Source organism: Microbulbifer salipaludis (assembly GCF_017303155.1).
GTDB lineage: Bacteria > Pseudomonadota > Gammaproteobacteria > Pseudomonadales > Cellvibrionaceae > Microbulbifer > Microbulbifer salipaludis.
On record NZ_JAEKJR010000001.1, the window covers coordinates 444,399 to 463,756 of the forward strand.

The following is a 19,358-nucleotide window of genomic DNA, read 5'->3' on the forward strand; positions in this document are numbered from 1 at the left end:
GCCCGTCGTTCCCTTTCAAGCGCCGCCGCGCCATCATTGGTGGCTGCAAATCCGGTTTAGGAAAACGAAAAGGTGGAAACAGTCAAAACGGACGGACCTTGTATTGGACTGGCCCTCGGCAGTGGTGCCGCCAAGGGGTTCGCCCATATCGGCGTGCTCAAAGTCCTGAATGAAATGGGTATCCAGCCCCATGTTATCGCCGGTACCTCCATGGGTGCCTTTGTCGGTGCAGCGTATGCCGCCGGTGAGCTCGACAAACTGGAGGCGTGGGTGCGCCAGCTGGACAACTGGAAAGTGTTTTCCCTGCTGGATATTAACTGGACCCTGAGTGGCGGCGTGATTGGCGGGAAAAAGCCCTTCCGCACGTTTTTTGAAGACTTCGAGTTCAATGACATTGAAGACCTCGCGTTACCTTTCACCGCCGTCGCGACGGACCTGCACAGCGGCCAGGAGATTTGGCTGCAACAGGGCAATCTTCAGGATGCCGTGAGCGCTTCCTGTTCGATTCCCGGCCTATTGTCGCCGAAGGCGCTATCCGGACGCTGGCTGGTCGATGGTGCGGTCGTCAATCCGGTGCCGGTGGATGTGTGCCGGGCGATGGGTGCCACACGAGTGATTGCGATCGACGTGATGGAGGATGGCGCTCCCCTGCTCACCCGCGACAATGAAGAAGTCACCAGCGTGGTCAGCGCGCAACCCACCGATGAGGATATGCAGACCCTGCAGCGCGAGCGCGCAGAGATCGCGCTACCGGAGACCGCGGATGACGACGATGCGCAGCGCGCAGAAAATGGCAGTGCGGCAAATGGTCTGGCGCGCCTGCTGGAACAGGGAAAAGAGCAGCTGACCCAGTTCCGCGAACTGCGTAAGCGGCCAAAAGTGACCCCGCCCGGAATGTTCGACACCATGCATCAGGCTATGGCAATTCTCGAGCGCCGCCACAAACGCACCCGCATGATGGGCTCACCACCGGATGTATTGATCATGCCCAAGGTCGCGGATATCGGTGGCATGGAATTCTCCCGCGCCTCCGAGGCCATCGACGCGGGCGAGGTTGAGGCGCGCCGGCTGCGCACCTGGATCGAAGATATGGTGGGTGCCGGTTAATTGCGTGGCCGGGAGGCACTATGCGGAGTCTTATCTTTCTCATCGCCTTCTGGCTAAGCGCACTATCAAGCGTCAGCGCTGCTGCGGCCGAGTGGCACGAATATCGTTCGGAAAACTTTACCGTTTATTCCGATGTGCCGGAGCGCCGGGTCAACGCACTGGTGCGCGACCTGGAACGATTCCGTCGCACCGCCCTCTCCTTTACCGGTCAGCAAGAAACCCCGGAAAATCGCCACCTGCGGGTCTTCCACTTTCGCGATTCCCGTGAGTTTGAACAGTTTACCGGTGATCGCAAGATCGCCGGCCTCTACCGGGAAACCTGGCAGGGCCCCATCATTTTCTCCCGCGACGGCGATCACGGTATTACCGGCTCCGGGCTTATCTTCCACGAATACGTGCACCATCTGATGCGCGAGCGCAGCGGCATGACCTACCCGCGCTGGTACGCCGAGGGCTTCGCCGAGCTCCTGGCCAGTGCGGAACTGCACAACAAAACCGTTATCGTAGGTGGGCTGCCGGAGTGGCGACTGAGTGCCTGGGCCGAACAGGAACCGCTCAGCATCGCGCAGCTGCTGTCCCCGCCCCCGCTCGTTTCGCACAATGGCCAAGACAACAGCCGCTACTGGAACAACTACTACGCCAGTGCCTGGCTACTCACCCACTACCTGCAGCTAGGCTATCATGCCGGCCACCCGGACTACCGCGCGGCGACCGCGCAATACCTGAAAGCCGTGGCCGCCGGTGAAAACCCGCTCGAAGTCTTCCGGGAGCATTTCGGCAAAAGCATCGCAGAAATGCAGCGAGAAATGCTCGCCTATATGGGTGCCGTTATTCACCGCCACAAACTGGATATTCCTGAATACACCTACTCCATTCCCCGCCGCGAACTGACCGACAACGCACGGTTATTCCTGCTCGCCAACATCGCAGTGGACTTCGGTAAATCAACACTGGCCATGCAGTATTTGCAGCAGAGCGAACCGCTGGGCCTAGGCTGGCAGGAAAATCGTACCGCCATGGCGGTGCTTGAAGCAGAAAACAAGAACTACAGACTCGGCGAAACAGTGGTGCAGGAAATTGGTGAATACGGCCAGATCAGCCACCTCACCGCCGCCAATCTCGCGCAATATTATTTATTGCGTTTGCAGGCGCTGACCCTGACCCGCGAGTGGGATGACGATTTGTATGAATCCGCCGTGAAGTACGGCAAGATCGCCGTGCAAATGGGGCCGGACTACCTGCCCGGATACCGGACGCTGTGGACCACCTATCAACTAAAGGGAAAAAGCGAAGAAGCCCTGCAGATTATGCTCAGTGCCTACCAGCAGGAACCGAACCACCTGAACCTGAATATCGCGCTGGGGTTTTACCTTGCCCACTTGGGTAAACACGCTTTGGCGCGGGAATACCTGGAGCGGGTGGTGGCGTGGAGCCATTCGCAAGATTTGCGTGCGCGTGCCGAAGCATTGCTCGAAGGAAGAAAATAACCGTAGGGCGGATAAGCGCAGCGCATCCACCGATACCAATGCCAATTGGAGGATGCGCTGCGCTTATCCACCTTACGTCACCAAATAAAAAAGCCCGCCAATTTTCATGGCGGGCTTTTTGTTTTACCTGGCAATCAGAAAATCAGTGCACCCAGTGGTGGCGCTCCTGCTTCTCCTGAATGGCTTCTGCCGTCGGTGTCGGCATGGCGCTGACCGGCAGGCGCTCATGGAAGAATGCCAGGCGCTCGTCGCCGTCCACCTCGTTCATGGTGGCCGCATCAAATACCTTGCCGTTGATCACGGTGTATTTGATGTTCTCGGACAGGCGCAGGTTTTCCAGCGGGTTGCCGTCCACCACGATGATGTCCGCCAGCTTGCCGGGCTCCAGGCTGCCCAGGTCTTTATCCATTCCCAGATAGCGCGCACCGTCGATGGTGCCGGCACGGAAGGCTTCCCACGGGGTGAAGCCCCCTTGCCCCATCATCCACAGTTCCCAGTGTGCGCCGAGACCTTCGCGCTGGCCGTGGGCACCGATGTGCACGGTGACACCCTTGTCACGCAGGGTTTTTGCATGCTCAGCCACATTGAAGTGGTTGTAGTGGTGATCCGGCGCACGCTCGCGACGAATGGAACGCGGGTTGACGATAAAGTCCGGAGTAAAGCGGGTCAGGCGCTCGTTCTTCCACACCTCGGTGTGATCGTACCAGTAGTACTCACCGGTAAGACCGCCGTAGGCGACCACGAAGGTCGGCGTGTAACCTACCTGGGTCTGGCCCCACAGTTGCTCCACATCGGAGTAGATGTTGGCGATGGGCAGGGAGTGCTCGACGCCGGTATGACCGTCCACAATCATGTTCATGTTGTGCTGGTACTTACCGCCACCTTCCGGCATCACCATGATGCCGTGCTTGCGCGCCGCTTCCAGCACCTGCTGACGCTGTTCGCGGCGGGGCTGGTTGTAGCTCTTCACGGAAATCGCGCCCATTTCCTTCAGGCGGCCCACATGGAACTCGGCATCTTCCAGGCTGTTGATCTTGGCTTTGTAGCCGGGGCCCTTGGCGCCGTAAAGAATGGTGCCGGTGGAATAGATGCGCGGACCGTTGATCACACCCGCCTTCTGCATCTCTGACGCAGAGAAGATCTCACTGCTGTCGTTGGACGGGTCGTGAATGGTGGTCACACCGAATGCCAGGCTGGAGTAGAGGTTCCAGTTTTGCTGCGGGATGATCTCCTCGCGGCCCTGGGCGCCGTGGGCGTGGGCATCGATCAGACCGGGCAGCACCGTTTTGCCGGTGACATCGATACGCTGTGTGCCTACGGGAATTTCCACTTCACTGCTGGTGCCCACCGCGACGATACGGTTGCCGCGGAACAGCACGATGCCGTTTTCGATGATTTCCTGTGCCTGGTCGGCATCGCGCATGGTCACCACGGTGCCGCCGGTGAGCGCCACCAGCTTGTCGGAGTTGGCGAACTTCTGCTTGAAGCTGAGATCGATGCCCTCGCTCACTGGTTCCGGCAGTTGCTCCGGGGCACCGGCGACAAAATCAAACGCGTCCTTGAGTTCGCGCTCGTACAGTTTGGGGCCGTGGGCCCAACCCAGGGTTGCGCTGTCGGCGGACCAGTGCAGGTTTTCACCGGCGCGCTTGGAGACCTGGGTCACCTTGACCGCGGTCGCCTTGGGGCCAATGGACTCGGATTTGCCAGTGTGCATGAACGGGGCGGCAAATGCCTTGAAGTCCTGGGTAAAGGCGACCCAGCGGCTATCGGGCGACAGGCGGAAGGAAGTGATTTCCGCACCGTGCAGATGCTCCCGCTCGTCCTTGCCGTTGGCGTCCACACTCTTGAACACACGCTTGCCGCCGTTACCGTAGACAAACTCGGAGAAGTAGATGCGGTCGCTGTCGGCACCGAAGTGCGGCTCGTAACCGGACTTGGCAATACGGCGCTGCCAGTCACCGTCGGCATCTGCCAGGTAAATACCCGGCTCCAGAGAGTACTCCGGGCTCAACAGGTAACCGCCGGTAAAGCGACGGAAGGTCACCAGTTCGCCATCTGGGGAGAAGCTCGGCTCCACGTACAGGCCGGGCTCCTTGGTGATGTTCTTGCCGCGGCCGTTGCGGGCGGAAACCACGCGCACCTGGCCGAGTTTTTCGTCGTTCCAGGTGACGTAAGTGATGCTTTTGCCGTCGCGGGACCAGCTCGGATAGAACTCGAAATGCTCATCCTGACGGGTCAATCGGCGGCGTTCACCACTTTTCACGTCCTGAACGTAGATTTTACCCAGCGCCTGGAAGGCGATCTGCTTGCCGTCCGGGGACTTCTGTGCCCAGCGGATCATCTTCACATCGAACTGCTCCGGTGCCACATCCACCGGGAAGCGCACCGCGTCGGCGACTTTCTTCTCGGTCTTGATGTGCGCCACGATTTCCCGTGGGCCGTTATCGATGCTGCTGCCATCGGCGGCGATGCGCAGGAACTTACCCTTGCTCCACACGATCAGGGATTTGCCGTCGGGCATCCAGTCGTAGTGCACGTAGTTGCCGTGGGAACCAAAGGTTTCCTGCAGGTCGCGCTCCAGCTCGGAGTAAATCGGTTTTTCGAGACCAGTGGACAGGTCTTTGACGAACAGGGACGTATTGAAGTCCTGGCGGCGAACAAACGCCAGTTTCTTCCCGTCCGGTGAGGGCATGGGCGCAATGGAACCGCCTGGGCCAGAGACGAAGGTCTCGTCCTTGCCGTCGTTCAGGTCGTAGCGGTTGATGGCGAAAATCTGCTGGGTGGAGTTCTTGTTGTACTCCCACACGGTGCCTGGGGTGGTGTCGATGGTGTAATAGATGTAGCGGCCATCCGGCGAGAACACTGCATCGGAGATGTTCTTCTGTGCGATATCGCCGCCCAGGCGCGCCTTGATCTGGCGGCCCTCGCCACCCCCGTGGTGGTACATCCAGATCTCACCGGCGGGAATACTGCGGCCACTCATAAAGCCCTTACGCGCCACCAGGTACTGGCCATCGGGGCTGAAGCTGGGGGCATGCACCAGGTTTTCACGCTCGGTGGTCAGCTGGCGCAGGTTGTCGCCGTTGCGATCCATGATCCAGATGTTGTCGGCGCCGTCGCGGTCGCTCACAAACACGATGGACTTGCCGTCCGGGCTGAAGCGCGGCTGGATATTCCACGCGATCTCGTTGGTGATGGCCTTGGCCTCACCACCGCTGACCGGCATTTCATAGATGTCACCCAGCATATCGAAGACGATGGTTTTACCGTCTGGGCTGATATCCAGGTTGCTCCAGGTGGTTTCGCGGGTATCCAGCGGGATGGACTTGAACTCGTAGGGCGGCTTGTTCACGTCCCACTTGTCCGCCTCTTGTTTGCCCGCTTCTGCGGCGGCGGCCAGCGGCAGGGTCAGGGCTAGGCCGGCGCCGCCGATCAGGCGTGCCAGCTTGCTGACTTTGGAATGGATCATTCAGGGCTCCTGGGTTACTGGAGTGGTCTTGGAAGTCGCGGCCGCCCCGGTAAGGCACCGCTATTTGAAAAATGACTATCGTGACAAATTACTGGATTCCCGGCAAAACTCAACGCATCTACGCCGAACGGGGGAAAACTCGGGATATCCCGAGGTGACCGGATTTTTGCCTGTGAAAAGGTGCCCCAGCTTGCGCCCTTCGGCCAAACAGCGTGACTAGACTGGGGTAAGGGGTGCCGCGGGGCGCATCCCATCCAGGACAGATCAGCAATGACTCACCACAAGGATCAGGACAGGCCCAAGAGTGATCGCCAGATTCTTTCGGAGCAGATGGACGAAAGCCTGCGGGAATACAATCGCAACAACCGTTCGCTGCTGCTCTCGTCGATGGCGGCGGGCATGGAGATTGGCTTCAGCGTGTTCCTGATCGCGGCGTTTTACAGCCATTTCCATGCCAGTATCTCTCATCAACTGATGTACCTGCTGGCTGCACTGAGCTATCCCGTCGGCTTTATGCTGGTGATCATCGGCCGTTCGGACCTGTTTACCGAGCACACCACGCTGGCGATTCTGCCGGTGCTGGATCGTCGAAAATCCTTTCCGCAGTTATTGCGGGTGTGGGGGCTGATTTACTCGGGCAACATGCTGGGGGCCATTGTATTCAGTGCCCTGTTTGTCCAGTTTGTGGATATGACCGACCGATTCGATGCGTCAGTGTTTACTTACTACGGTGAGAAAATGCTCGCTGACGGCATTGGTGGACAATTTCTGGGTGCCATTTTCGCCGGCTGGCTGATGGGGCAGCTGGCGTGGATGGTGACGTCCTCTGCGGAAACCATCAGCCGCATCACCGTGGTCGCGATCATCACCTTTGTCATCGGCCTGGGTGGCCTGCCGCACTGTATTGCCGGCGCCGTGGGCATGTTCTGCGCCTGGTTTGCCAAAAACACCACCGTCGGGCTATTGGATGTACTCCAGTTCCTCGCCATTGCCACCACGGGCAACATCATCGGCGGCTCGATATTCGTCGGGCGGGTAAAATACAGCTCCATCCGGCATAGCCATTGAGCCGACAGGCGACAGGCCAGATTCCTTACGGGTTGCGATAAGCGGTGCAACTCGGGACAATCCGCCCCCGATCAAAAGAACTGTCACCTCACCAGGTATTCCCATGACCATCGATGTCGTTATCCTCGCCGCCGGCAAAGGCACCCGCATGCGCTCCGACCTGCCCAAAGTCCTGCACCCTATCGGTGGTGTACCCATGCTGGGGCGGGTGATTGAGGCGGCGAAAGGGCTTGGCGATGTGGGCATCACCGTGGTCATCGGCCACGGCGCGGAGCTGGTGCGCGAGCGCTTTGCCGATAGCGGCGTGCAGTTTGTGGAGCAGACCGAACAGCTGGGCACTGGTCACGCGGTGGCGCAGGCGATTCCGAATTTTCGCGAAGGCGCCACGGTGCTGGTGCTTTACGGCGATGTGCCGCTGGTGAAAACCGCCACCCTGCAGAACCTGCTGAGCGCATCCGAAACCGGCCCGGCCCTGCTGTCGGTGGTGATGGAGGATCCCGCGGGTTACGGGCGCATCGTGCGCGATGGTGCCGGGCAGGTGCAGGCTATTGTCGAGCAGAAAGACGCCGATGCCGAGACCCTCAAAATCACCGAAATCAACACCGGCATTCTCGCCGCGCCCGCTAACTTGCTGGCCCAGTGGCTGCCGGAGCTCTCCAGCGACAACGCCCAGGGTGAGTACTACCTGACCGACGTGATCGCGCGTTCAGTGCGTGAAAACATCGCCGTTACCGGCGTGATCGCCGACGATCCCAACGAAGTGGCTGGGGTAAACAGTCGCGCGCAACAGGCGGAATTGGAGCGGGCGCTGCAGGCGGACAACGCCAATGCGCTGATGACCGCTGGTGTGACCTTGATGGACCCGGCGCGTATCGACGTGCGCGGTTCCATCAACTGTGGCTCCGACGTATCCATCGATATCAACTGTATCTTCGAGGGTGATGTCACCCTCGGCGATAACGTGAAAATCGGCCCCAACTGCCTGCTGAAAAACTGTCAGCTGGCTGCAGGCACGGTGGTGGAAGCCAACTCGATTATCGAAGACGCTGTGGTGGGCGAAGCCTGTGCCATCGGTCCTTTTGCGCGCCTGCGTCCGGGCACCGAACTGGCCAATGGCGCCAAGGTGGGCAACTTCGTCGAAACCAAAAAGGCCAAAATCGGCCTCGGCAGCAAGGTGAACCACCTGTCCTATATCGGCGATGCCGAGGTAGGTGAGGGCGTCAATATCGGTGCCGGCACCATCACCTGCAATTACGATGGCGTGAACAAATCCAAAACCGTGATCGGCGATGGCGCCTTTATCGGTTCCAACTCCGCGCTGGTGGCTCCGGTAGAAATTGGCGCCGGCGCAACCATTGGCGCGGGATCCACCATTACTCGCGAAGTGAGTGCTGACGAACTGGCGGTGGCGCGTGGTAAGCAGCGCAACATTTCCGGGTGGCAACGGCCCACCAAAAAATCTTGAGCTCCGTGGTTCGGGTGCTCTGAATAAATAACGGTGGCGGCAAACTACCGGGCGTTAGTTTTCGAAACCGCTGTGAACCCATCCCTGGGCGCTGCGGCGGCGACGTCCTGTCGCCGACGCTTTCGAAAACTAACACCCGGCACTTTGCTTTCGCATTTAGTCGATTTACTTCGTTAGCTGTGCTTGATCGAAGTGATTGATTTGATGCGAAGGTGGAATGCAGGGGTGGGGGTTTCAGGAGCGTCGCAAACAGGATGTTTGCGCCGCAGCGCCCAGGGATGGGTTCACAGCGGTCCTGAAACCCCCACCCCTGCAGTCCACCGCCACAGAAAGAGAATAAAACGAACCCCATAACCTCCCGCCAGCAAAAGAACCCCCAACTACACTAAAAGCATCGGAATCCAAGGAACCCAGCCGATGCACAAACCCCGCCTGCAGCTTCAGGCTTCCTTCGATATCGCCTACCTCCAGTATCTGGACAAACAGGGTCAGGCCACCCAGCCCCTGCCCGACTTCGCCACGCCAGACTGGCTCAGCCACTGCCATCGTCAGATGCAACTGGCCCGGCTGGTGGACGATCGCGCGGTCAAATTGCAGCGCACCGGCCGCCTCGGCACCTACCCCTCCACCCTCGGCCAGGAAGCCATCGGCGTCGCCACCGCCAATGCCCTGATGGCCGAAGACGTCTACTGCCCCTACTACCGCGAAACCGGCGCCCTGCTGGAGCGCGGTGTCGAGATTGAAGAAATCCTCGCCATCTGGGGCGGCGACGAGCGCGGGCAGAACTTTCAGCACGCGCCGAAAGATCTGCCTATCTGCGTGCCTATCGCCACCCAGATGCTGCACGCCGCCGGCGTTGCCTTTGCATTGAAATACCGCCACCAGCAGAACAATCAGCCCCTGCAGGTGGCGGTCGCCAGCTCCGGTGAGGGGGCCACTTCCAAGGGGGATTTCTACGAAGCGATGAACCTGGCCGGGGTGTGGAAACTGCCGATGGTGTTTGTGGTGAACAACAACCAATGGGCCATTTCCGTACCCAGAAACGCCCAGACTGCCACTCAGACCATCGCCCAGAAAGCGATCGCCGCGGGCATTCCTGCATTGCAGGTGGATGGCAACGATGTGGTGGCCGTGGCCTGGGCGGTGCGCGATGCGATGGAGCGGGCGCGGCGGGGCGAGGGCGCGGCGCTGGTCGAGGCGATGAGCTACCGCCTGTGCGACCACACCACCGCCGACGATGCGAGTCGCTATCGCAGCGCATCCGAGCTGGAGCAGGCCTGGCAGTGGGAGCCGGTAAAGCGGCTGGACAACTATCTGCGCGCGCAGGGGTTGTGGAGTGACGCGAAGCAGCAGGACCTGGACCGGGAGCTGGCGCAGGTGATGGAGGTGGCGCTGACCAACTGGGAGTCCCGCGCTCCAGAGCCGGTCACTGCGATGTTCGACCATCTCTATGCGCGGCTGCCGGAGGGGCTTTATGAACAGTACGACCAGCTACGCGACGAACAACAGGGAGTGGCGGAGTAGATGGCGGCGCAGGATAACGGCATCACACTGGTGGAAGCGGTCACCCAGGCACTGGCGTTTGAACTGAAGAACGATCCACAAGTGGTGGTGTTCGGTCAGGATATTGGTGCCAACGGCGGCGTATTCCGGGCAACCGACGGTTTGCAGAAAACCTACGGTGCCGACCGGGTACTGGATACACCGCTGGCGGAAACCATGATCGCCGGTATTGCCGTGGGCATGGCCACCCAGGGCCTCCGTCCAATCGCGGAGTTCCAGTTTATGGGCTTCATTTACCCGGGCCTCGACCATATCCTCAGTCACGCCGCGCGCATGCGCAACCGCACCCGCGGCCGCCTCAGTTGCCCCATTGTCTACCGCGCGCCGTACGGCGGTGGTATCCATGCGCCGGAACACCACAGCGAGAGCACCGAGGCGATGTTCACGCATATCCCCGGCCTGCGGGTAGTAGTGCCCTCGTCCCCGGCCCGCGCCTACGGCCTGTTGCTGGCGGCGATCCGCGACCCGGATCCGGTACTGTTTCTGGAGCCCAAGCGCATCTACCGCGCCGCCAAACAACCGGTGCCGGATGATGGTGAGGCCCTGCCGCTGGACCGTGCTTTTGTGTTGCGCGAAGGCGCCGACCTGACCCTGGTTGCCTGGGGGGCCAGCATCAAGGAAACCCTCGCCGCCGCCGAGCAACTGTCCCGTGAAGGTATTGAGGCCGACGTCATCGACCCCGCTACCCTCAAGCCACTGGATATCCACACCATCATCGACTCGCTGGAGAAAACCCGCCGCTGCGTGATCGTGCACGAAGCCGCACGCTTTGGCGGCCTCGGCGCGGAGATCGCCGCACAGATCCAGGAATACGCGTTTGATCTGTTGGATGCGCCGGTGCAGCGGGTCACCGGCTACGACGCGGTGATGCCTTACTACCAGCTGGAAAATGCCTACCTACCCGGGGTTGAGAGAATCCTCGCCGGCGCGCGCGCTGCGCTGGAATATGTGCGGGACAGCGGCGAATGAAAACCTTCAAGCTGCCAGACCTGGGTGAGGGTTTGCCGGACGCGGTGATCCGCCAGTGGCATGTGCGGGAGGGTGACAGCGTCCAAGCTGACCAGACCCTGGTCACCGTGGAAACCGCCAAGGCACTGGTGGAAGTGCCCGCGCCGTTTGCCGGCACCGTGCAAACCCTGTTCGCCGCCGAGGGTGAGACCCTGGAAACCGGGCAGCCGCTGATCGGATTCAAGGGCGCACAGGCGGGTGAAGAGGCCGATAAAGCAGTGGATCAGGTGACGAAGCCCGCACACCAGGCGCGCTCCACCAAAGCCGCCGGCGACAGCGGCACCGTCGTCGGCAAGATCGAGCAGGGCAGTGAGGCCCTCGCCGTCGAGCAGCGGCCCCTCGCCAATCGCCCCCGCTCCGCGACCCCTGCCGTCCGCGCACTCGCCCGCCGTCTCGGTGTCGACCTCGACAGCCTGCACCCGTCCGGTGCCCGCTTCAGCGAAGCCGAAGTCCGCGCCGCCGCCCGCGGCGAGACCCTGCCGAGATGGAGCGAAAAACCGAAAATAAGCGACGAAAATCAAGAAAAAACACACAAATCGCCGATAACTGGCCCGGAATCAAGCGATATGCCCCCCGCCCGCCGGGCCATGACCATTGCCATGAACCGGGCCCGCGACCAGGTCTGCCCCATGACCCTGTGCGACGAGGTGGATATTTCGGGCTGGCCCAAAGGCACCAGCGCTACCCTGCGTCTGTTGCGAGCCATTGCCCGCGCCGCCATTGAGGAACCAAACCTCAACGCCCATTTCGACAACGAAGTGCTGGAACCGAAATCCCCGGTGAACGTGGGTTTGGCGGTAGACGCCGCCAAGGGCCTGTTTGTGCCGGTACTGCGCGACGTGGGTGCCCAGACCGAAACCGCGCTGCTGGATAGCATCACCCGCTTCAAACAGCAGGCCAGCGAAGGTGCCATCCCCCAGAAAGATCTCCAGGGCGCCACCATTCACCTGTCCAACTTCGGCAGCCTCGCCGGCCGCTTCGCCACCCCGGTAGTGGTCCCGCCACTGGTGTGCATCGTCGGCGCCGGCCGGGCCCACAAGGCCGTATTGCCGCACAAGGGCAAGGCCCGGGTGCGCAAACTGCTCCCCCTCTCCATCACCGCCGACCACCGCGCCGTCACTGGTGGCGAACTGGCCCGATTTCTCAAAGCCCTTAAAGAGGACCTCGCCTGACTTCAGGGGTGTGATCTTACGTTTCGGTTTGCTATGCTTAACTTTCGAATCGAAACTTAATCCGCTATGTCCAAACGTAACACCCAGCAGCGCCGTCACCAGATACTCAGCCAGATCAACGAAGCGGGTGAGGCCAGCGTCGAAGAACTGGCGCGCCAGTTCGAAACCTCCGAGGTTACGATCCGAAAGGATCTGGCGGCGATGGAAAACAACGGCCTGCTGCTGCGCCGTCACGGTGGCGCCATTCCCCTGCCCCGGGAACTGGTCGCTGAAGACCCCCTGTCCCAGACCAAGCGTGCCATCGGCCGCGCCGCCGCCGAACTCATCCGCGACCACAACCGCATCGTCATCGACTACGGCCGCACCACCACCGGCCTCATCCCCGAGCTCAACCGCAAGCGCGGCCTCGTGGTTATGACCAACTCCCTGCACGTCGCCAATCAGCTGCGGGAACTGGAAAACGAACCCACCCTGCTCATGACCGGCGGTACCTGGGACCCCCATTTCGAAGCCTTCCAGGGCCAGGTTGCCGAACAGGTTCTGCGCGGCTACGACTTCGACCAGGCGTTTATCGGCGCCGACGGCATCGACCTCGAGCGCGGCACCTGCACCTTCAATGAACAGATCGGCCTGTCCCGCGTGATGGCCGACGTGGCCCGCGAAGTGGTGGTGATGGCGGAGTCCAGCAAGGTGGGCCGACGAATCCCCAACCTGGAACTGAGCTGGGACATGTTCGGCACGCTGGTGACCGATAGCGGTATCGACGACAAGGTTTGCGCGCAACTGGAAAGCCGTGGGCTTCGCGTCATCTGCGCAGAAGTGAATTAAAGCTAAAACGGAGTGCAACAAACACTCTGAAATTTGACGAGAAGGTGGCGATACCGGGTAAACCTTTGTGAGACCGTCTGCGGCCAGGACGGCCGCAGCCGAGCCCCCATGGATGGGTTTACGGCGTGTCTCACAAAGGTTTATCCGGTAGCGTCACCGCCATCGGACAAAAAGATCCGGAGGCACTAACGAACGAGGTTAAAGAAAATGTGTGGAATCGTAGGCGCCCTGGCACAACGCAATGTCACTGAAATCCTGCTGGAAGGCCTGCGCCGACTGGAATACCGCGGCTATGACTCCGCCGGTGTGTGTCTCGTCAATGGCGATGGCAAGCTGCAACTGCGCAAAACCCAGGGCAAAGTCGCCGATCTGGAATCTGTTCTCGACGACAGCCCCACCGCCGGGCAACTGGGCATCGCCCATACCCGCTGGGCCACCCATGGCGTACCCTCGGACAAAAACTCCCACCCGCACGCCTCCGGCAACTTCGCCCTGGTACACAACGGCATCATCGAAAACTACCAGGAACTGCGCGACGAGCTGATCGCCAAGGGCTACGAATTTCAGTCCGAAACCGACACCGAAGTCGTCGTCCACCTGATCCACGACCTCGCCAAAGACAACCGTGACCTGCTACAGGCCGTCTCCGCCGCCACCAAAAAACTCCACGGTGCCTACGCCCTCGGCGTCGTCTGCTCCACCGAACCCGAGCGCCTGGTGTGCGCCCGCCTTGGCAGCCCGCTGGTGATCGGCGTCGGCATCGAAGAAAACTTCATCGCCTCAGACCCCATGGCCCTGCAACAGGTTACCGACCGCTTTATCTTCCTCGAGGAAGGCGACCTCGCCGAAGTCACCCGCGACAGTATTGCTGTATGGGATAAAACCGGCGAAGAAGTGAGCCGGCCCGTACACAAACTGCAGGGCGGCCACGACGCCGCCGACAAAGGCCGCTACCGCCACTACATGCAGAAGGAAATTTTTGAGCAACCCAAAGTGGTCGAAGCCACCATGGCCGGCCGCATCGGAGAACACTCGGTACTTTCCCAGGCACTGGGTACCGCTGCCAACGAAATCCTGCCGAAGGTAAAACAGGTGCAGATCGTCGCCTGCGGTACCAGCTATCACGCCGGCCTGGTCGCGCGCTACTGGATTGAAGACTGGGCCGGTGTCCCCTGCTCCGTCGAAGTCGCCAGCGAAATTCGCTACCGCAAAACCGCCGTGCGTCCGGGCACTTTATTTGTCACCATCTCCCAGTCCGGTGAAACCGCCGACACCCTCGCCGCACTGCGTCAGGCCAAGGAACTCGGTTACCTGGCCTCCATGACCATCTGCAACGTTCCCAACAGCTCCCTGGTGCGCGAATCCGAACTGCACCTGATGACCGAAGCCGGCCCGGAAATCGGCGTTGCCTCCACCAAAGCCTTCACCACCCAGCTGGTCGCCCTGCAGATCTTCTCCATCGCCCTGGCCAAGGCCAACGGCATGAGCGGCGAGCGCGAGGCGGAGCTCATCACCGCCCTGCACCAGCTGCCCACACTGATGGAAAAATTCACCGGCCTCGACACCCTGGTAAAAACCACCAGTGAGGCCTTCGCCGAAAAACATCACGCGCTGTTTTTGGGCCGCGGTGTTGAATACCCGATTGCACTGGAAGGTGCGCTGAAGCTGAAAGAAATTTCCTACATCCACGCCGAAGCCTATCCCGCCGGTGAACTCAAACACGGCCCATTGGCACTGGTAGACGCGGATATGCCGGTGATCGTCGTTGCACCGAACGATGAATTGCTGGAAAAGCTGAAGTCGAACCTGCAGGAGGTGCGCGCGCGCGGCGGCGAACTTTTCGTGTTCGCCAGCCCGGAAGCGGGATTCAAGAGCGAGTCCGGCTTAACGGTGGTTGAAGTGCCGGATGCACCGGAGAGTCTGCAGCCGATTCTGTACACGGTACCGCTGCAGTTGCTGAGCTACCACGTGGCGTTGCTTAAAGGCACCGATGTGGACCAGCCACGAAATCTGGCGAAATCGGTTACGGTCGAGTAAAGCCCTGGCTTGGGGTGTGGTTTAGCAAACTAACGCGTGAACGCCCGCCATCAGGTGGCGGGCTGGCGGGTTGCTATTCAGCCTCGCCTTCTGCTGACTTTTGCTGCGCAGCTTGCAGTATCAGATTCATTAAATTCTGCGTAACCCGCTGTTTGTGTGCGGCACGCAAATCCGCCATATATTGCGATTCTCCCGGGACCTCCAGGGTGGGAAGCAGCTCTTTGACGGCATCATCACCATTCCAGGGAACGGTATCAATGCTGTTGAAACTGGTGCGGAACTTCAGGTACTTGTCTTTTTCAAGAAAGACATAGGCATTGGAGAAGTGCGTGACATCGTTCTTGTCGGTCAACTCGAACGAAGCTTTGAGACCAGAGTAGTTATCGCCATCCACAGAAAACTGGAATGGTTCGATGGTTTCCTCGCCCCGGCCCTGGTAATAGCCGTACTCAATCGCCTGATCCACCTCCGCTAAAACACGCTCCATTTCTCCACTCAGGGTTTCTTCCGTATCGCTCCAGGAGTAGTTGGCGATGGGGTAGACGTAGAGATCGATATTGTCGCGTGTATATTGCTTGTTGGTGTACTCGAGCATGACGCCCAGCATGGGTTCATCAAAGACTTTCTTGTTGATTATGACGAAATTACGGGTTTCGTCGGGATACCCGAGCTGGCTCTCATAATCCGTCGCATTTTTGGGTCTCACGCTTGCGCAGGAAGCCAAGGTCAAGCAGCAGATAATGGCGATATATATCTTCATGGTTGCATCTTCTTATTATTGATAATTTGCTGGATGATAAGACTTCCATTCCGATAAATAAAATGTAACTGCCTGATGATGACTTAATCCAGGTATAGGAAGAACCTTTGTTCCAAAGCCATAACCCCGCCCTGCTCGTTATCGACGTGCAACTCGCGATTGATCACTTCGACACCGGTGACCGCAACAATCCCAATGCAGAAAAAACCATCGCATTACTGTTGAAGCGCTGGCGGAAAATCGGGCTTCCCATTGCCCATATTTGTCATGCCTCAAAATTTCCAGATTCTCCCTACTACCCCCACTCGCCCTACTTCGCGTTCAAACCGGAAGTGATCCCAAGGGAGGGAGAGCCGGTATTTACCAAGTCGGAAAACTGCGCGTTTATAGGTACCAATCTGGACGAGTGGCTCAAGGAGTGCGATATCCAGGATCTGGTTATCTGTGGCGTGCTTACCAACAATTCGATCGACGCAACGGTTCGTGTTGCGGCAGGGTTGGGATACCGGGTGTTTGTGCCGGAAGATGCCACGGCGGCGTTTCCGCTAAAGCGTCTGGATGGCAAGCATGTACCTGCGGAGGATGTGCATTGGATTTTCCTGAGTAACCTGGATACCGAGTACTGCCGCGTCTGCTCTGCGGAAGAATTGCACCGGTAAATCGTAGAGCTTTCCCGGGTAAAACAGGGATTTCTGCCCGCTATGCTTTCTGACCGAATCACGCAAGATGATTTATGCGTGGGCCCTCGCCGCCTTATATCTGGACAGACGGCAACCAACGACTACTTTTGAGTAGACCAGATCTACACATTTGTCTGAGGGAACCGCCTTGTTTGAGCATCTAGACGCCGTGTTTCTGGCACGGGTGCAGTTTGCATTCACCGTCTCCTTCCACTTTATCTTTCCCGCGTTTTCCATTGGGCTGGCGAGTTACCTGATGGTGCTTGAGGGACTGTGGCTGAAAACCGGGCGTGGCGTCTATGCCAACCTGTATCGCTACTGGCTGAAGATTTTTGCCGTGGGATTTGGCATGGGGGTCGTGTCGGGAATCGTGCTGTCGTACCAGTTTGGCACCAACTGGTCGGAGTTCTCCCACAAGGCGGGCCCGGTGATCGGGCCGCTAATGGGCTATGAGGTGATCACGGCATTCTTTCTGGAGGCGGGCTTCCTCGGGGTGATGCTGTTTGGCATCAACAAGGTGGGCAAGCGCCTGCACTTTTTTGCCACCTGTATGGTGGCGCTGGGTACCTTTGTTTCCGCCTTCTGGATCCTGTCGGTGAACTCGTGGATGCAGACCCCCACCGGGTTTGAAATGAATGATCAGGGGCAGTTTGTGGTTGCCGGCTCCTGGTGGGATGTGATTTTCAACCCGAGCTTCCCCTATCGCCTGGTACACACGGTGACTGCGGCCTATCTCACCACCGCGTTTGCGGTGGGTGGTGTCGGCGCCTGGCACCTGTTGAAGGACCGCAGCAATCTTGGGGCGCGCAAGATGTTCTCTATGGCCATGTGGATGGCGGTGCTGGTAACCCCTATCCAGATTTTTGTCGGCGATTTGCATGGCTTGAATACCCTGGAGCATCAGCCGGTGAAGGTGCTCGCGATGGAGGGGGATTTTGACCCCAGCCCAGAGGGAGCACCGCTCATTCTGTTCGGTATTCCGGACGAAGAGGCGGCAAAGGTGCACTATAAAGTCGCCATTCCCAAGCTGGGTTCCCTGGTACTGAAGCACGACCCGAATGCGCCGCTGCCGGGCCTGAAAGACTTTCCACGAGAGGAGTGGCCACCGGTGGCGGTGGTGTTCTGGTCTTTCCGCATTATGGTTGCGATCGGTTTCGCGATGCTCGGGCTGGGGTTGTGGAGCCTGCTGGCGCGACGCAGAAAGCGGTTGTATGAATCGCGGGGGCTGCACCGCGCCGCAGTACTGATGGGGCCGGCCGGTTTTGTGGCGGTAATCGCCGGCTGGATCACCACGGAAGTGGGTCGCCAGCCCTACACCGTATATGGCTTGCTGAGAACCGTAGAATCCGCGTCGCCACTGGATGCGCCCGCGGTGGCGGCCTCACTGATTGCATTTATCGTGGTGTATTCCGCAATCTTTGGCATGGGTATCTATTACCTGCTGCGCATGATGGCGAATCCCCCGCATCCGGGCGAGACGGAACCGCCCAATGTGCCTATTTTTGCCGCGGGCATCACCCCCGCGTCGAGCCTGGAGGCAGCGCCGAATACGGAGGGAGGCTCCCATGGAAAGTCTTGATCTGCCGCTGATCTGGGCCGGACTCATCTGCTTTGCGATTTTTGCCTATGTGGTGCTGGATGGGTTTGACCTGGGTGTGGGTATCCTGTCGCCGGTACTTGAACCGGGCATAGAGCGCGATCAGGCCATCAACTCTATCGCGCCCTTCTGGGATGGCAATGAAACCTGGCTGGTGATGGGCGGGGGCGGCCTTTTGGCGGTATTCCCTCTCGCCTACTCCATAATACTGCCGGCCACCTACCCACTGATGATCGCGATGCTGCTGGGGCTGGTCTTTCGCGGTGCCGCATTTGAATTCCGCTGGCGGGATCCGGCGCACCAGCCACTGTGGGACCTGGTAATCAACGTAGGGTCCACCGTGGCGGCGCTGGCCCAGGGGATTACCATCGGCGCGATACTGCAGGGCATCAAGGTGGAGAACAACGCTTACGCCGGTGGCTGGCTCGACTGGCTCAGCCCGTTCAGCGTGCTCACGGGGATGGCGGTGGTGATTGGCTACGCACTGTTGGGGGCCACTTGGCTGATCCGCAAAACCGAGGGCGGCTGCCAGCGCCACGCTCATCGCCTGGCCTACTGGCTGGCTATCGCCACGGTGCTTGCATTGCTGGCAGTGAGTGCAGCCACCCCATTCCTCAACAATGAATACTGGCGGCGCTGGTTTACCATGCCCCAGGTCTTATGGACCGCTCAGGTGCCGCTGATGGTAGCCGTTTGCACCGCTGTTCTGTTCTGGAGCCTGAGGAAAGGCCGTGAACTGTTGCCATTTTTAATGGCGTTGGCGTTGTTTTTGCTCGGATTTATCGGACTCTGCATCAGCATCTACCCCAACATGATTCCACCGTCGATCACGCTCTGGGAAGCGGCCGCGCCGCGGGACAGCCAGCTGTTTCTGCTGGTGGGCGCGGTGTTTATTATCCCGGTTATCCTCGGTTATACCGGTTGGGCCTACTGGGTATTTCGCGGCAAGGTGGGCACCGAGGGGTATCACTGATGAAGTCAGCGGCAACAGCCTGGAAGCGGCTCGCGTGGATGGTAGCCATCTGGATGGTGAGCGTGGCGGCGCTCGGTTGCGTATCACTGCTGTTGAAGTGGTGGCTGGCGGGGTGAAAATTCCTCTCGATACTGCCGGTGGCGG

The 19,358-nt window shown here is 59.7% G+C and carries 15 protein-coding genes; 13 read left to right on the plus strand and 2 right to left on the minus strand.

What is annotated here, in order from left to right; genetic code table 11:
• Positions 1–72 precede the first annotated feature (72 nt).
• A complete protein-coding gene (locus JF535_RS01805) occupies positions 73–1,107 on the plus strand; it encodes a patatin-like phospholipase family protein (RefSeq protein ID WP_206998351.1) in 1,035 nt (344 codons plus the stop codon).
• 20 nt (positions 1,108–1,127) lie between these two features.
• Complete coding sequence (locus JF535_RS01810; protein WP_206998353.1) at positions 1,128–2,594, plus strand: tetratricopeptide repeat protein; 1,467 nt, start codon at positions 1,128–1,130, stop codon at positions 2,592–2,594.
• Positions 2,595–2,736: 142 nt separating this feature from the next.
• Here JF535_RS01810 and JF535_RS01815 read toward each other — a convergent pair whose 3' ends face one another.
• Positions 2,737–6,063, minus strand: coding sequence for an amidohydrolase family protein (locus JF535_RS01815; protein ID WP_206998356.1), 3,327 nt, complete (start codon positions 6,061–6,063; stop codon positions 2,737–2,739).
• 270 nt (positions 6,064–6,333) lie between these two features.
• Here JF535_RS01815 and JF535_RS01820 point away from each other — a divergent pair, with 270 nt between their 5' ends.
• The 7 genes from JF535_RS01820 (at position 6,334) to glmS (ending at position 15,204) form a co-directional block, all read left to right on the plus strand.
• Positions 6,334–7,131, plus strand: a complete 798-nt coding sequence (locus JF535_RS01820; RefSeq protein ID WP_206998358.1) for a formate/nitrite transporter family protein — start codon at positions 6,334–6,336, stop codon at positions 7,129–7,131.
• Between the two features lie 103 nt (positions 7,132–7,234).
• Positions 7,235–8,596 (plus strand): bifunctional UDP-N-acetylglucosamine diphosphorylase/glucosamine-1-phosphate N-acetyltransferase GlmU, encoded by a 1,362-nt coding sequence (glmU, locus tag JF535_RS01825; RefSeq protein WP_206998360.1) that lies wholly within the window; start codon positions 7,235–7,237, stop codon positions 8,594–8,596.
• A 417-nt stretch (positions 8,597–9,013) separates the two neighbouring features.
• Positions 9,014–10,120, plus strand: a complete 1,107-nt coding sequence (gene pdhA, locus JF535_RS01830; protein WP_206998362.1) for a pyruvate dehydrogenase (acetyl-transferring) E1 component subunit alpha — start codon at positions 9,014–9,016, stop codon at positions 10,118–10,120.
• A complete protein-coding gene (locus JF535_RS01835) occupies positions 10,121–11,128 on the plus strand; it encodes an alpha-ketoacid dehydrogenase subunit beta (protein ID WP_206998364.1) in 1,008 nt (335 codons plus the stop codon).
• The gene (locus JF535_RS01840) at positions 11,125–12,339 is read left to right on the plus strand and encodes a dihydrolipoamide acetyltransferase family protein (RefSeq protein WP_206998366.1); all 1,215 of its coding nucleotides are present in this window, start codon (positions 11,125–11,127) and stop codon (positions 12,337–12,339) included. Before JF535_RS01835 ends, JF535_RS01840 begins: the two co-directional genes overlap by 4 nt.
• A gap of 66 nt (positions 12,340–12,405) precedes the next feature.
• Complete coding sequence (locus JF535_RS01845; RefSeq protein ID WP_206998368.1) at positions 12,406–13,167, plus strand: DeoR/GlpR family DNA-binding transcription regulator; 762 nt, start codon at positions 12,406–12,408, stop codon at positions 13,165–13,167.
• Between the two features lie 207 nt (positions 13,168–13,374).
• Positions 13,375–15,204 carry a glutamine--fructose-6-phosphate transaminase (isomerizing) gene (gene glmS / locus JF535_RS01850; protein WP_206998370.1) on the plus strand — a complete coding sequence of 610 codons (1,830 nt, stop codon included), beginning with the start codon at positions 13,375–13,377 and terminating at the stop codon, positions 15,202–15,204.
• 73 nt (positions 15,205–15,277) lie between these two features.
• Here glmS and JF535_RS01855 read toward each other — a convergent pair whose 3' ends face one another.
• Positions 15,278–15,964, minus strand: coding sequence for a hypothetical protein (locus tag JF535_RS01855; protein ID WP_206998372.1), 687 nt, complete (start codon positions 15,962–15,964; stop codon positions 15,278–15,280).
• A 107-nt stretch (positions 15,965–16,071) separates the two neighbouring features.
• Between JF535_RS01855 and JF535_RS01860 the strand changes: the two genes are divergently transcribed.
• From JF535_RS01860 to JF535_RS01875, 4 genes are all read left to right on the plus strand, one after another.
• Entirely contained in the window at positions 16,072–16,623 is a 552-nt protein-coding gene (locus JF535_RS01860; protein WP_206998374.1) for a cysteine hydrolase family protein, read from the plus strand.
• Positions 16,624–16,792: 169 nt separating this feature from the next.
• Positions 16,793–18,223: a cytochrome ubiquinol oxidase subunit I gene (locus JF535_RS01865; protein ID WP_206998376.1), complete on the plus strand. Its 1,431-nt coding sequence runs from the start codon at positions 16,793–16,795 to the stop codon at positions 18,221–18,223.
• Entirely contained in the window at positions 18,210–19,214 is a 1,005-nt protein-coding gene (gene cydB, locus JF535_RS01870) for a cytochrome d ubiquinol oxidase subunit II (RefSeq protein WP_206998378.1), read from the plus strand. The genes JF535_RS01865 and cydB overlap by 14 nt, the downstream gene beginning before the upstream one ends.
• On the plus strand, positions 19,214–19,330 hold the full coding sequence (locus tag JF535_RS01875; protein WP_206998380.1) for a DUF2474 family protein: 117 nt from the start codon (positions 19,214–19,216) through the stop codon (positions 19,328–19,330). Before cydB ends, JF535_RS01875 begins: the two co-directional genes overlap by 1 nt.
• Positions 19,331–19,358 lie beyond the last annotated feature (28 nt).

Bases quoted from the DNA above. Each gene is read 5' to 3' on its own strand.
- JF535_RS01810 (WP_206998353.1), top strand. From the start codon at position 1,128: ATGCGGAGTCTTATCTTTCTCATCGCCTTCTGGCTAAGCGCACTATCA.
- JF535_RS01815 (WP_206998356.1), bottom strand. From the start codon at position 6,063: ATGATCCATTCCAAAGTCAGCAAGCTGGCACGCCTGATCGGCGGCGCC.
- JF535_RS01820 (WP_206998358.1), top strand. From the start codon at position 6,334: ATGACTCACCACAAGGATCAGGACAGGCCCAAGAGTGATCGCCAGATT.
- glmU (WP_206998360.1), top strand. From the start codon at position 7,235: ATGACCATCGATGTCGTTATCCTCGCCGCCGGCAAAGGCACCCGCATG.
- pdhA (WP_206998362.1), top strand. From the start codon at position 9,014: ATGCACAAACCCCGCCTGCAGCTTCAGGCTTCCTTCGATATCGCCTAC.
- JF535_RS01835 (WP_206998364.1), top strand. From the start codon at position 10,121: ATGGCGGCGCAGGATAACGGCATCACACTGGTGGAAGCGGTCACCCAG.
- JF535_RS01840 (WP_206998366.1), top strand. From the start codon at position 11,125: ATGAAAACCTTCAAGCTGCCAGACCTGGGTGAGGGTTTGCCGGACGCG.
- JF535_RS01845 (WP_206998368.1), top strand. From the start codon at position 12,406: ATGTCCAAACGTAACACCCAGCAGCGCCGTCACCAGATACTCAGCCAG.
- glmS (WP_206998370.1), top strand. From the start codon at position 13,375: ATGTGTGGAATCGTAGGCGCCCTGGCACAACGCAATGTCACTGAAATC.
- JF535_RS01855 (WP_206998372.1), bottom strand. From the start codon at position 15,964: ATGAAGATATATATCGCCATTATCTGCTGCTTGACCTTGGCTTCCTGC.
- cydB (WP_206998378.1), top strand. From the start codon at position 18,210: ATGGAAAGTCTTGATCTGCCGCTGATCTGGGCCGGACTCATCTGCTTT.
- JF535_RS01875 (WP_206998380.1), top strand. From the start codon at position 19,214: ATGAAGTCAGCGGCAACAGCCTGGAAGCGGCTCGCGTGGATGGTAGCC.